The sequence below is a fragment of the Magnetococcales bacterium genome, assembly GCA_015228935.1.
GTDB lineage: Bacteria > Pseudomonadota > Magnetococcia > Magnetococcales > DC0425bin3 > HA3dbin3.
The window spans coordinates 16451-30052 of the sequence record JADGCO010000024.1 but is presented as its reverse complement, the minus strand read 5'-3'; the positions used below and the strand labels follow the sequence as shown (position 1 = coordinate 30052).

Annotated in this window: 10 protein-coding genes; 3 read left to right on the top strand and 7 right to left on the bottom strand. The window is 53.5% G+C overall.

The features are described from left to right. Positions 1-78 precede the first annotated feature (78 nt). Both HQL65_08035 and HQL65_08030 read right to left on the bottom strand, forming a co-directional pair. The gene (locus tag HQL65_08035; protein MBF0136175.1) at positions 79-303 is read right to left on the bottom strand and encodes a CopG family transcriptional regulator; all 225 of its coding nucleotides are present in this window, start codon (positions 301-303) and stop codon (positions 79-81) included. Between the two features lie 21 nt (positions 304-324). Further along, complete coding sequence (locus tag HQL65_08030; protein MBF0136174.1) at positions 325-603, bottom strand: BrnT family toxin; 279 nt, start codon at positions 601-603, stop codon at positions 325-327. 535 nt (positions 604-1138) lie between these two features. On the opposite strand from HQL65_08030, the gene HQL65_08025 reads away from it, so the two are divergent. After that, positions 1139-3484 carry a CHASE domain-containing protein gene (locus tag HQL65_08025; protein MBF0136173.1) on the top strand — a complete coding sequence of 782 codons (2346 nt, stop codon included), beginning with the start codon at positions 1139-1141 and terminating at the stop codon, positions 3482-3484. A 135-nt stretch (positions 3485-3619) separates the two neighbouring features. Here the strand turns inward: HQL65_08025 and HQL65_08020 are convergent, their stop codons facing one another. The 5 genes from HQL65_08020 to HQL65_08000 all read right to left on the bottom strand — a co-directional run bounded on the left by HQL65_08020 (position 3620) and on the right by HQL65_08000 (position 11470). Then, positions 3620-4477 carry a symmetrical bis(5'-nucleosyl)-tetraphosphatase gene (locus HQL65_08020; GenBank protein ID MBF0136172.1) on the bottom strand — a complete coding sequence of 286 codons (858 nt, stop codon included), beginning with the start codon at positions 4475-4477 and terminating at the stop codon, positions 3620-3622. Between the two features lie 4 nt (positions 4478-4481). Beyond that, the gene (locus HQL65_08015) at positions 4482-4973 is read right to left on the bottom strand and encodes a CYTH domain-containing protein (protein MBF0136171.1); all 492 of its coding nucleotides are present in this window, start codon (positions 4971-4973) and stop codon (positions 4482-4484) included. A gap of 23 nt (positions 4974-4996) precedes the next feature. Then, the gene (locus HQL65_08010; GenBank protein MBF0136170.1) at positions 4997-5449 is read right to left on the bottom strand and encodes a CBS domain-containing protein; all 453 of its coding nucleotides are present in this window, start codon (positions 5447-5449) and stop codon (positions 4997-4999) included. Positions 5450-5699: 250 nt separating this feature from the next. After that, positions 5700-8105 carry a response regulator gene (locus HQL65_08005; GenBank protein MBF0136169.1) on the bottom strand — a complete coding sequence of 802 codons (2406 nt, stop codon included), beginning with the start codon at positions 8103-8105 and terminating at the stop codon, positions 5700-5702. After that, positions 8102-11470, bottom strand: a complete 3369-nt coding sequence (locus tag HQL65_08000) for a response regulator (protein MBF0136168.1) — start codon at positions 11468-11470, stop codon at positions 8102-8104. The genes HQL65_08005 and HQL65_08000 overlap by 4 nt, the downstream gene beginning before the upstream one ends. Before the next feature lie 262 nt (positions 11471-11732). On the opposite strand from HQL65_08000, the gene HQL65_07995 reads away from it, so the two are divergent. Together HQL65_07995 and HQL65_07990 are read left to right on the top strand one after the other, a co-directional pair. Continuing rightward, complete coding sequence (locus HQL65_07995) at positions 11733-12215, top strand: ferritin family protein (GenBank protein ID MBF0136167.1); 483 nt, start codon at positions 11733-11735, stop codon at positions 12213-12215. A 25-nt stretch (positions 12216-12240) separates the two neighbouring features. After that, positions 12241-13602, top strand: a complete 1362-nt coding sequence (locus tag HQL65_07990; GenBank protein MBF0136166.1) for a glycosyltransferase — start codon at positions 12241-12243, stop codon at positions 13600-13602.

The window sequence follows — 13602 nt, the reverse complement described above, 5'->3', positions numbered from 1 at the left end:
TTGCTACGGTAAACGACAGGTGTCACGAATGTATGGCCAGGATGTCACAAATCCATGGCAGAGTTGACCAGAAGGAGTTTACAAAGGCAAAGTTTCTTCCAGGGGCTTACGCTGCCTCTCTACATATTCGCGCAGGGCATCGTTCATCATATTGTGGTAGTTGCCACCACCAGCGTCTTCCACGCATTTCCTGAACCATGCGTAGAGATCGGCATCAATCCGAAACAGAATACTTTCCACTGGTCTGACTGGTGGGTTTACTGGTCCACGACGGCCATTGCTGAAATCGTACTCTTCCTTCATCTCGTACTCTTCGTCCATTGCTCAACCTCCATATTTCCTGCGTTCGTTAGGTGTTGCTCGGCGCGCAGAGATGATCCGGATGCCAATCTCTCCACGGTAGGTGTAAACCACAACCAAGAGACGCCCGTTATCGTCCATCCCAATGTTCACAAAGCGCTCTTCGTCGGGAGTCGTGCTATCAATCGTCACGGACATGAGATCACCCAGAGATGTGGCAGCGTCAATAAAAGACACCCCGTGCTTGAGTTCGTTCGCTTTCGCCTTGGCTTTGTCCCATTCAATGTTCGTGGGACTAATCATGCAACCGGGTGTACCACCCGTCAACAAAATTCGGTGGTGTCTCCCAACGACTAAATGCGGCATCAACTTATTGATTTTAAACACTTAAATCAAAAATTGTCTCACAATACGCACACAGGTAAAATCCCAAGGGAATCGGTTTCAAGAGGATCGGTCTGTTTCTGGGCCTTGATCATCCTTTCAGCCAGATGTGAGAATGAGTCCCAGGTTCCAGCGCGTGTGGAACTTCATGGAGGTTGGCTCATGGCCGAAACGATGTTCGTGGCCTGTTTCTGTTTACCAGGGTTTGCCCAAGGTGGTCGGTCAGGTGACTTGAAGTGACTTCATCAGTTTTCGCTGGGGATTCAGCCGGCGCAGGGTGGATTGACAAGTTCACGACACTCTGGGAGCATGGACTTGCGCAGGTCAACGCATTCCCGAAAATGCTCGATACATGGAAAACAAAAAAAATAATTTTATTAATGTATCATCAAAAATAATCACGCCGTGGATCGTGTTTATTTTTGGATTCATGATTTCCTGTGGTGCCCCGATATTGGCATATCATTATATTGATACGAATAGTAAAAAAAATTTTCATTGGGCATCCACTGAAATATTCAACTCGATTGCCCATGGTGCCAGCGTCGAAGCATTTAATTTATTGGATAATATTGGGAATGTTGCATCCCTGGCAATACCCTTGGATCGGGATAGATTCAAGCGGTTCAGTCATCACCTGACCGGGTTGAAGGATGGTCTCCACTTCATGGCCTGGGTTCCCTATGTGCATGACCGTGAACGAAACGAATTTGAAATCCAGGCACGGACACAATATTCTGAATTCAAAATGACATCGTGGGATAATAGAGGTAAAGGTATTTCAATAGAGCCGAGTCCAAAATATTTTCCGATACATTATATAGAACCATTCGATGATCATAAAAAATTTATCGGAGCAGACCTTGAGACGAACCAACATATTGCAACAATATTAAAAGAGGCTTCAGAAACTGGCAATTCCATGATCACTGGCGGATTTTATTTGGATCCCAACCATGCACAGTCAGCCCAGGTTTTTTTCATCAAGCCTGTCTATCACCCCGGCCGTCCGATAGGAACAGTTTTGCAACGGCAGGAAAATTTGCTGGGTTTTGTCATTTGTTTGTACGATGTGGGTGAGTGGATTGATCACCTCATTGCAACCCTGGTTCCCCGCGGCATCCATTTTGAACTATCGGATGAATCGGCCCCTGCAGGCAGGCAGTTATTGCATTTCCATAAGTCCCGCATGTTTGGTTTCGAAAAAATTTCCTCTTTTTCCGAGTTGAGACAACATAATAGAATATCGATAACATCAAAAAAATATTTATATATACCAGATCGGCAGTGGTCCTTTACGGCAGCCATGGACTCAAAAACCATGCGCGGTGACTCTGAAAAGGAAATGACCCTTGCCTGGATTCTGTTTGCATTTGGATTGTTTTCAACAATGATTGCAACATATAATTTGAGAAGGAAAAAATTGTCTTCCCTGCAAAAAGAACGTTATTTGATCTATCAAAACGCCATCAACAATATTTACCTGATTACCTATCAAGATATTCCTCTGGAGGAGCAGTTGGACCTGGCTTTGGAGGAATTTTTGACAATTCCCTGGCTGTTCAACCAATCGAAGGGGGGAATTTTTCTGGTGGAAGAGGGAGGGAATTTCCTGCGTCTGGCTGCCCAGCGCGGGCTTGGTGCCGAACTTGCGGATCTCTGTAACCGGATTCCTTTTGGCCATTGTCTGTGCGGCAAGGCCGCGCAGAGTCCCGACAGGATTCATTTTGCCGCCCATGTGGATGCAAGGCATGACATTACCTACGATGGCATGCAACCGCACGGCCATTATATTGTGCCTCTGGTATCCGGAGAACAGTTTCTCGGCGTATTGACCTTGTACCTCGACGATGGTCACGAACGTCATGCCGAAGAGGAAAATCTTTTGACCAGTATTGGCAATGCCCTGGCTGCCCTCATCAAACGTCAGGAATCGAAAGATGCCATTCAATCCTTGAATGAAGACCTGGAAAAACGGGTCACGGAGCGCACGGAAGAGTTGCGCAGTTCCCTGGTGGCCTTGAAAAGGACCCAGGAAAGAATGATCCAGTCCGAAAAAATGGCCGCCCTGGGGGGATTGGTGGCGGGCGTTGCCCACGAAATCAAGACCCCTGTCGGTTCCAGTTTCACCACCGTGACCTTTCTGAGCGAAGCAACCCGTGCCATGGCGCAAGCTTTCCAAAGCAATCAAATCAAACGTTCCCAGCTTGGACAGTTTCTCTCCGACTTGGAAGAAGGGTTGAAGATCATCATCCTGAATCTCCAGAAAGCCGGGGATCTGGTGCAAAGTTTCAAAATGGTCGCTGTGGATCAGACCAGTCAGGATAAAAGAAAATTCAATGTTGCCAAATATATTCAGGATGTCTTGCTGAGTCTTGCCCCCAGGCTCAAGAAGACCCGGCATGCCGTCACCGTTCACTGTCCGGCAGATTTGGAAATCAACAGCTATCCAGGTGCCCTGTCACAAGTCCTGACCAACCTGATTCACAATTCGCTGCTCCACGGCTTCGAAACCCAGGATGACGGTTTCATCACCATCACCATTGAAGTGCAGGAAAAAAATGTGTCGTTGACCTATGCCGATACGGGCAAGGGAATGGATGAAGCTACCCGGAAAAAAATATTCGATCCGTTCTTTACCACCAAACGTGGCCAAGGCGGCAGCGGGTTGGGCATGCATATCGTCTACAATCTTGTGACGCAGACTTTGCAGGGATCCATTCAGTGTACCAGTGAACCGGGCAAGGGGACTGCTTTCCATATCCAGATCCCCCTGGAAATTTTGGAACAAAAAAAATGATGAGGCCGAGGCCCAGTCAGGCACTGATCCAAAGCGACGTTGCAATTGAAGCATCAGCATTTTGGCCTCACCTCTTTTTTCACAGCGCTTTTCTAAAAAACGTTCCATACTTGAAATATAGGGCATTTTCTGACATCAATCCGGATTGACATAAGCCTTGCTGGCCACTTGCAGAATCGGATGTTTGGGATCATCCAGACGCATGGCGGTCAGGCCGCGACCGTAGACACAGCCGGAATCCAGACCAAAGGAGTGCGGGCGGATGGTCAGACCGGCGGAGGCCCAATGACCATAGATCACCTTTTCGTGGGGTTGCCATCGCCGGACATCATACCAGGCCTGAAATGGAGAATCGGCGTTGGGTGTCAAGAAAGGATTGTCGCCGCGCCCCATATCAGTGCCTGGCCAGAGAAAACGTCCCTGCGCCGTGCAGCGCCGCAAGCGGGTAAGGACGGTCAGCTCCAGCCAGTAGCGATCCATGGCCGGCATGGCGTCGGTTTCCATGGTGGGGAAGGATCGATTTTCATTGTGGTGAAAAAATTCCAGGCGGGAGGGAATGTCGGTCAGGATGGTGGCCACTTCTTCGGCGCGGCGCAACCCGGCCTCCAGGGTCCAACGGGGGGAGAGACCGGCATGGACCATGGCACAACCCAGCTCTGCGTCCCAATGCATGAGGGGGAGCTGGATCAACCAAGCCAAAATCTGGTCGGCTTCGGGCGATTCCACCAGATAGGTCATATGTTCCCGAAAGTAGGGGGATCCCCCCCGGCACAGGCCCAGGATTGCCCGGAATTCATGGTTGCCCATGACGGTCGTGGCCTGTTTGCCCAGACTGCGGACCAAGCGCAACACCTCCAGGGAACCGGGACCGCGATTGATCAAATCTCCCACAAACCAAAGCCGATCCTGTTGCCAGTCAAACCGGATCAGCTTCAGGAGGGTTTCCAGTTCCTCGATGCAACCGTGGACATCGCCGATTGCATAGACCGCCATGATCCTACCCCCTCGCTGTCGCGGATCCCGATTGCCAACGGCAATAGGGATTCAGGATTAAATTGGAATTGAAGTAACGCGGATCGCCGGATACTTCCTGGCCAATCCACGCAGGAAGGTCAATCACCTGGTCGGCGGTGGTCAACTCCACTTCCGCCAGGATCAGACCCAGATTATCCCCCAGAAACTCATCGACTTCCCATAGCAGGTCGCCTGCCGGAACACCATGGCGGATTTTTTCGATCAATGGCCGGATGCACAAGGCATCCAGCATGAACCGGGCATCTTCCAGGGGAATGACATATTCAAACTCCGGCCTGACCAAACCCTGATTGGGGCCTTTGATGGTCAGGGTGGCCACATCCCCGGCCAGACGCACCCGGACCACCCGCTCCCGGTCCGTGGAAAGAAAACCCTGACGATACAGGGTGCCCTTTCCCAAAGACCGCCAAGCGTCTCCCCTGACCAAAAATTTGCGTTCGATTTCCAGGCCCACAGGTCATTTCCGCATCGGGTGGCTCAGATGCCGAGTTCCCGTTTGAAGATGGCTTTGTGAATGTCACCCAGGCTGACAATACCCGCCAGGGTCCCATCCTTTTCGACCACCGGCATGCGGCGGAAATTGTGCAGGGCCATCTGTGATGCGGCTTTCATCACCGGATCATCGGGAGAAATGGTGAACAATTTTTTGGTCATGAGACTGGAAACTTCGCGTTGCAAAACGGCAGAGTAGCTTTTTTCCATGCCCACAAAATCCCGGGCACCGATGGGATCTTCCAGAAAGTCGTGGTAGCTCGGCAGCAGGGTGTTGAGAATGTCCTTTTCCGAAATCAGACCAATGAGTTTCATCTGCTCGTCCACAACGGGCAAGCCGCTGATCTTGTTCGTACAGATGATCGCTGCCACGGCACGGACCGAGTCGCCCGCCTTGACGGTGCGCACGGATTTTATCATGACTTCACGAACCAACATGATGTGATCTCCCTCCTGACCATGGGATACCGGCGGTCTTCACTCAAGCCACCGACTGCAAGGACCGGGCTATCCCAAAAATGGTTTAGTAACTCAAAGTCCAGTTTATAACAGAATCCCCACTCCCTTTCCAGTCCCGATCATTCAACGTGTCATCATGGCAGATTCTGGCCGAAACAGGGAGAAAAAAAGGGTCTGGAAAAGAATCAGTCCCATGACAAAAAAAGGCGTGATGGCGGCAGAGTCCGTATCAGGGAGAAGGGTGCAGGGCAACTTGCGCTTTTTCGAATTCAATAACGAGGTCCTGGAGGATGGCGGCGGCTTCGGGCCAGTTTTTCATTTCGGTCTTGCCGCACAGCAGCAGGGCTTTCACCCGCACCCGGGCTGCACCGACTTCCATGGCTGTTCCCTTGATCCATTCGGCGATTTTCTGGGCACGCTGGGCATCTTCAAGGGCAACAGCCTGTTGCAGGAGGCGTAATTGCTCCGGTCCCTCATTCAGAAAACGGGTACGATGAAGAGCCATGGCTTCCGGGGTGCTGGCGACGGTTTTTAAAACCTGGGTTTCCAAATTGTGGGCAGATTTGCCAGGAATTTTTTTGGGCAGATTGCTGAAGGGGGCGATGGCATCCAGCATTTCCTGGAGACGGTAGGGTTTGCGCAAAAAGCCGTTCATGCCCGACTGAAAGCAGCGTTGCCGTTCGGTTTCCATGGCGTGAGCGGTGACGGCGATGATGGGAATACGGCGTTTTTCCTCGGCCACGCCGTCACCATGACGGATGTGATGGGTGGTTTCGTAGCCATCCATCTCCGGCATTTGCAGGTCCATCAGGATCAGGTCGATCATGTTGGCGGCAATGGCGACCAGGGCATCCTTGCCGTTGTTGACCACGATGACCCGATGTCCGGCCCGTTTCAATATGGACAGGGCCAACCTCTGGTTGTTGAGCATGTCTTCGACGAGCAGTATGTTGAGCGGGCTGCCCTGCTGGGGGGGGGGCGTGACCGGTTTGACGGCTGTGGGTTGTGTCTCCCGGGTTGGAAGTCGTTCCAGGATTTGCATGATGTGGTGCCACAGGGCGTATTTATTGACCGGTTTGCGGCAGCACACAATTTTATTGGTTTTGCAGAGGTGATCGGCATTCTGAACGCGGCGATGGGTGGGCAACAACAGGATCAAGTTTCCCTTCCAGCCCGAATGTGACTCCCGTATGGAGAGTGAGGGGTCGTTTTGATCAAAGGATGCGTCATCGAGGATGATCAGGTCAAATGGTTTGTCAGGTGGACAATGTTCCAAAGCAGTTCTGGCTTGTGAGGTGTCGGTCGCCAGGGTGACTCCGGCATGGAACGATTGTAATACCTCACGCATGATCTCCTGTCCCTGGAGATTTTTCCAGATCACCAGGATGGAGACCCCGTCCAATCCTGAACGTTTGGATTCCACCCGGCGCTCTTCCATGATCTGGTCCGGTTTGGCGATGCAGCGATGGCCGATGTCAAACCGCACCGTAAAATGAAAGCGGCTGCCTCCTTTGACCCGGCTTTCCACCCAGATTTTGCCCCCCATCAGCTCGACCAGATGGCGACTGATGGTCAATCCCAGGCCGGTGCCGCCAAAATGTCGGGTGATGGAACCGTCAGCCTGCGTAAAACGCTCAAAAATCTGTTCCAATCGATCCGCCGGAATGCCGATTCCCGTATCCTGGACCGTAAATCGCACCAGGCAGCTTGTGGCATCGGGAACAACCTCTTCTTCCGGTACCACATGCAACACCACCTCTCCGCTTTCGGTAAATTTGATGGCGTTGCTGAGCAGGTTGATGATGATCTGGTGCAGACGCAGCGGATCCCCCAGCAGGGTGGCGGGCAGATTGGGGGAGACATGACACAACAGTTCCAGTTCCTTTTCATGGGCGCGCAGGGCCATGGTTTCGCAGGCATTTTCCAAACGTCCCAGAAGGTCGAAAGGAATTTTTTCCAGGCGCAGATACCCGGCATCGATCTTGGAGAGTTCGAGAATGCTGTTGAGGAGATCGAGCAGGGAGCGGGACGAGGTCTGGACAATTTCCAGATATTCGCGTTGTTCCTGGGAGGGTTTTGTTTCCAGGAGCAGATCGGTCATGCCGATGATGGCATTCATGGGGGTGCGAATTTCGTGGCTCATGTTGGCCAGGAATTCGCTCTTGGCCCGATTGGCCGTTTCTGCGGCGACCCGGGCCAGTTCCAGATCCCGGGTGCGTATCTGCACCAGGTTTTCCAGGTTGTTGCGCTGCTCTTTCAAGTCCAGGTGGTTTTTGACCCGGTGGCGCACAATATCGGGGTTGAAGGGTTTGGTGATGTAATCCACGGCCCCCATTTCCAGCCCCTTGGTTTCGTCCTCCACCTCCTTCTTGGCCGTGACGAAGACCACCGGAATATCCCGGGTTTTCGGATCATCCTTGAGAAACTGGCAAACCTGATAGCCGTTCATCTCCGGCATCATGATGTCGAGCAGAATGATATCGGGCGGATTGTCCGACTGGGCTATTTTCAGCGCTTGTTTGCCGTTGAGAGCGATACGACGTTCATATTCGGGAAGAATGCCGATGAGAATGTCAATGTTGGTGCGTTGATCATCGACGATGAGTACCTTTTTCTTGGGTGACGAATCGCTCATGAGACGCATTCTCCCAGGGGAATAGCCAGCCTGACGGCCAGGTTTTCGAGTGTTGCCAAGGCTTTCTCAAATTCATACCGCCCCAATTGGGTCGCCATCTTGCCAAACAGGCCACTCAGGGGGGTATCCGTAAAATCCGGGCGCAGGGCATCGACAAGATCCTGGGCCTCAAAATTGTAATCGGCAAGGCGTTGCGCCAGTGTTTGCAGCAACGGCACCAGGCGGTTGCGGTCGATAGCGTTGATTTTGTCCGAAAAAGCCGCATCCTCCGGATCGTCATCACCTGTTTCGGTAATTGTATTCAGGGCTTGCAGCAGGGAGGTCAGGTGCGCGGCAAAGGCCGTACCGGCGACTTGTGGATCCTGATTTTTCCGCAGGGCAGTTTCGAGTTCCAGAGCGGCTCGTTCAAGAGGTTTGGCCCCGATGTTCCCGGCCACCCCCTTGGTGGCATGGGCCAACCGGGCAGCCTCGTCCAAGTTGTTTTCTTGCAGGGCAGTGGACATTTTTTCCAACAGGTGCAGGTGATCCTCCCGAAAACGGATCAGCAAACGACGATACAAGGTGCGGTTGCCTCCAAGGCGACGCAGTCCATCGACGCTGTCCAGACCCGGCAGTTCTGGAATGTCAACCTCGTGATCGGCAACAGGAGAGATCGGTTGCAGAGCGCCAACAGGTCCGATCAGGCGGCCCAGCAAACCGTACAAACGTTCTGGACGAATCGGTTTGGCCACATGTTCGGTCATGCCGGCTTCCAGACACCTCCGTTTGTCATCGGCCATGGCATGGGCTGTCATGGCAATCACCGGCAAGTCGCGGAAGCGGGGATCGGCCCGCATTCTGCGCACCGTTTCCAGACCATCCATGATCGGCATCTGGATGTCCAGGAGTACCGCTTCGTAGGTATTTTTTTCCAAAAGGTCCAAAACCTCTTGCCCGTTGTTGGCAATCTCCACGAACAATCCGACCCGTTCCAGAATTTCCCTGGCCACCTGTTGATTGACGGCATTGTCTTCAGCCAGCAGGATTCTGGCACCACCGATTTTTTTCGAGGTTTCAGCTTCTTCGGCCAGCACCTTGGCAAACCGGTTGCGTTTGGGGGTCTGTTCGCCGAACACCCTCTGAATCGCTTCCATGATCTGGGAGCGGGTGACCGGTTTGTGGATGAAGGCATCGATGCCGGAGGCAAAGGCCTCCTGCTCGGTGTCGTCGTCGCCGAAAGCCGTCAGCATGATCACTTTGACCCTGGCGGTGGGTGGGGTCATCCTGGCCTGGGTTTCCCATATTTTTCTGGCGATTTCGATACCGTTTTCGCCCGTCAGACGCCAATCCATGAGGATCAGGGGAAATGGCTGGCCGGCGGCCTGGGCGGTGATGAATTCCGTCATGGCCGCCTCGCCCGAATCCACGGTGACCGGTTCCAGACCAAAGGAGTCCAGAATGCCCCGCAACATTTCCCGGGTGGCCCCATTGTCGTCCACGGCCAGAATGCGCATGCCCCGAAAACGTTGCGCCATGGTCGGTGCTTCCGGGTGCAGAGGCGGACGCCACTCCAGGGGTATCGTAAAAGAAAAAATACTGCCCACACCCGGTGTGCTTTCCGCATGAATATGGCCATGCATCAGTTCGACCAGTCGTTTGCAAATGGTCAGACCAAGACCGGTCCCCCCATATTTGCGGGTCGTGGAACCATCGGCCTGCACAAAGGGCAAAAACAGATGCGGCAGGCGATCCTGATCGATGCCGATACCGGTATCCTGCACCTGACAGGTCAGTTCGACACCTTCCCCTTCCAGGTCGCGCAGGTTCATGCGCACGGCAATGGTGCCCCCTTCGGTAAATTTGATCGCATTGCGGATCAGATTGATGAGAATCTGTTCCAGGCGCTGCGCGTCACCGAAAGTGGCACGATGGGTGGCCATGGGCATGTAAAAAACCAGCTCGATCCCCTTTTCGGACGTTTGCATGCTGAACAATTCCGCCAGACGGTCGATCATGTCCTGAAGGTCGAAGGCGACCGGATCCAATTCCAGTTTGCCGGCCTCCATCTTGGAAAAATCGAGAATGTCATCGATGAGTCCCATCAGGGTATGGGAGGCCCTTTGCACCTTGCTGAGATAATCGGTCAGTCGGGGAGAAAGATCGGTCTTCAGGGCCAGCTCCGTAAACCCGATGATGGCGTTCATGGGAGTGCGGATTTCATGACTGGTGTTGGCGATGAATTCGCTCTTGGCCCGGCTGGCGGATTCGGCCACGCCCAGGGTTTCTTCGAGGGATTTCAGCAGTTGCCGCCGTTGGGTAATGTCCTGGAGAAAGGCCGTGAACTGAAAATCATCATCGTGGCGGATGGTGGTCAGGGCAATTTCCAGGTCGATGATGTCGCCATTGGCCCGCAATCCCGGCAGTTCCAGACGACGCTTGAGTGGGGCAGCAATCTTTTCCGGAGTTGCCCGGCGGACAATGGCGTCGCGGTGTCGTTCCCGCAGGTGGGGCGGAACAATGAATTCGTGGGCGAACTGTCCCACGACCGTATCCCTGTCATATCCGAACAACGTCTCGGCAGCAGGATTGAAATCGGTGATGCGACCGTGGCGGTCGGTCATGATGATGGCATCCAGGGCATTTTCCAGGACAGACTGATGGCGTTTGACCAGGCTTTCCTGGTGCTTGACGAGTTTGCCCAGTTCCCGGTGCCGCTCGATGATGTCATTGGTCTGGAAGACCCGACACAACAACTCTTCATTGCGAAACGGTTTGGCCAGAAAATCATTGGCTCCCGCCTTGATGAACCGGCTGGCCAGATCCCCGTCACCATGTGCGGAGAGTCCGATCACCGCCATCTCTTCGGGGGAATACTGGTTGCGAATCTTGCGAGTCAGTTGAAAGCCGTCCATGCCGGGCATCTGATAGTCGGCAAGCACGATTTGAATGGGCGTGGTGGCAAGTTGTTGCAGGGCGTCGTTGCCATCGGCAGCCTCCAACGTGGTAAAACCATGGCGTTGCAGCAGATCGGCCAAAACCCTGCGGGCACTGCGCGAATCGTCCACCACCAGAACCCGGGTCTGATGATTGCGGAAAAACCGCTTGACGAAATGCACCACGGAGTTGATGACGTGAATGTTGTCCTTGATGAAATAATCCAGAATTCCCTGGGCAAGAATGCGATTCCGCAACTCTTCGTGATACTCACAAGTCAGGACCACGCCCGGGATGCCTTGTTTCAAGGTAAAGGGGACAATTTCTCCATTCAGGGCATCCGGCAGATAGAGATCCAGAACTCCCATGGCAAAGGGCCGTCTGGTCTGGGCCTGGGCCACAGCCTCCCTGGCCTCGGCCAGGGAACGCGCCCAAACCACGTTCAGATCCATGGCACCCTGCATCCGTTTGCAGAGCAATTCTCCGAAACTTTTCGAATCTTCAACGACAAGGAGTGATTCCATGGCAGCCGACTAGTGTACAGGTTGCTGATTCCAGCATCCTACCCTTGCCGGAGCCTTGTGCAAAGTACCATCAGCGGGTGATGGTTGAAATTCAGACTGAAATATGGCTTAATGGCCCTGGCACCCGGATTTTGGTTGAGTGGGTAGTCTGCAACCGTGTCGCGATAAGACATTGAAAAGGAACCAGATCATGGAAAAGGCCGTCAGGCTGTTCAAGACAGCAATACTGAACGAAATCAAGGCTTCAGCCTATTATGCCCAGGCCGCTGAAGTGACTACCAATGATGTGTCGCGCATGCTCCTCTTGGAGTTGGCCAACCAGGAAGATGACCATGCCCGCAATCTGATCGCCAAGACCCGGGGAACCCCCCTGGGCCAGAAGTTCGATGCCGAGGCTTACCTGAAAGAGTTGGAAAAAGACCCGGACGGTTCCCTGGGTGCCAAGGAAAACCAGGCGTTGGCCAAAGCCGATCCCCGCACCATCCTGGAAATGGCCATGAACATGGAGGCTGACGCCCGCGACAATCTGCGCGACATGGCCGAAACTGTCACCGATCCCACCCTGCGCAAATATTGCCTGGATCTGGCTGTCGAAGAACAATCCCACTTCAACTCCCTGGAGAGGACCCTCAACTCCCTCGACATGGCCGATGAGGATCGTTCCGCCCTGTGAGTAGACAACGTACCCGGGACATGACATGAAATTCCCGGAAAAAATTCTCCTGTTGTACGGATATCACCGGGGCACCACAGCCAGCTCCCTGGACAAGGCCCTGCGGAAGCGGGTTGCTGTCTTTTCCGTGGGGCCGGGACATGTCGCCACCGAAACCAGTTTTGGCTGCGAAGAGACCACATCCATCCAGGAAATCCTCGCCAATCTGGCATCCCTGGAAAGTCCCTTTGTGCCCGAGGTGGTATGCGTCATCGAGTCCGGCGTCAGATTTTTTCCCGAAGGGCTGGAGGAATCCCCGCTGCCGTGCTGGTACTACGCCCTTGATCCCCATTTCAATCTCCACTGGCAGATCGAGTATGCCAAGCTCTTCAATGTCGTTTTTGTCTCCTTTCAACAATATTTGAAAAGCTTTCTCAAGACGGGACATGCAGGGATCCATTGGTTGCCCCATGGCTTCGATGCCGACCACTATCGTGACTTTGGTACGCCACGCGACATTGATATTGCTTTCGTGGGGGACATGAATCCAGAGACACGTCCCCTCAGGGTCAAACATTTGAATGCCTTGCGGGAAGCAGGCTTCCAGACGCTCTTTACAGAGGGAATCTGGAATGAAGAAGTGGCTCGTCTCTATTCCCGCGCCAAACTTGTTTTCAACGACAACGATACCCAGGTTCTCAACCCACGCAATTTCGAAGGATCGGCCTGTGGGGCTGTGGTCCTGGCCAATCCCGCCATCTCCCTGGAAGAGTTTTTTACCCCGGGCCAGAATATCCTGATTTATCATGATACCGGTGAACTCCTGCGTTTCTGTCGGGAAATGAAACGCCATCCGGATCGCTGGCAGGAAATTTCCCGGCAGGCCAAACGGGTCGCAGCGGTCAACAGTTGGGATGTGCGTGTTGAACGCATGATGGCCATTGTGGCCGGCCTGGCGACTGAAAAACAGGTGGTTTTTACACAACCGGATCGCATCAAGGCCCATGCCTTTGTCTATTTTCATCGCGAAATGCCGGGACAGACCATCACCTTGTTGGAGCGCCTGCAACAAGACGGTTTTCGGGATTTGGAAATTTTCCTCATCAAGGCCCTGGCCTATATGTCCCGCGATTATTACGATCATGCCGCCAGGGAGCTGCACGCCCTGCTGGAGTTGACCCCACCCCCGGATCCCAACTATCTCCAGCAGATCAGCGACGTGTTGATCGGTACCTTCGAACGTACCCGGCATGTGCCGGGTGCCCTGCGCACCGCCCTTGCCTTGCCAAAACCCAGTTTTTCTCAACAACAGCGATTGGCCAGAATTCTTGCCGAGGCCCGGGCCGACATTCCCCGTGCGGTAGCTGACAAGTTGGGCATCGCTCCCAGCCGCCGTGATACGGATTGA

Coding starts and splice junctions, on each gene's coding strand:
- HQL65_08035 (MBF0136175.1), bottom strand. CDS start 303: ATGAAGGAAGAGTACGATTTCAGCAATGGCCGTCGTGGACCAGTAAAC.
- HQL65_08030 (MBF0136174.1), bottom strand. CDS start 603: ATGATTAGTCCCACGAACATTGAATGGGACAAAGCCAAGGCGAAAGCG.
- HQL65_08020 (MBF0136172.1), bottom strand. CDS start 4,477: ATGGCGGTCTATGCAATCGGCGATGTCCACGGTTGCATCGAGGAACTG.
- HQL65_08010 (MBF0136170.1), bottom strand. CDS start 5,449: ATGTTGGTTCGTGAAGTCATGATAAAATCCGTGCGCACCGTCAAGGCG.
- HQL65_08005 (MBF0136169.1), bottom strand. CDS start 8,105: ATGAGCGATTCGTCACCCAAGAAAAAGGTACTCATCGTCGATGATCAA.
- HQL65_08000 (MBF0136168.1), bottom strand. CDS start 11,470: ATGGATCTGAACGTGGTTTGGGCGCGTTCCCTGGCCGAGGCCAGGGAG.
- HQL65_07995 (MBF0136167.1), top strand. CDS start 11,733: ATGGAAAAGGCCGTCAGGCTGTTCAAGACAGCAATACTGAACGAAATC.
- HQL65_07990 (MBF0136166.1), top strand. CDS start 12,241: ATGAAATTCCCGGAAAAAATTCTCCTGTTGTACGGATATCACCGGGGC.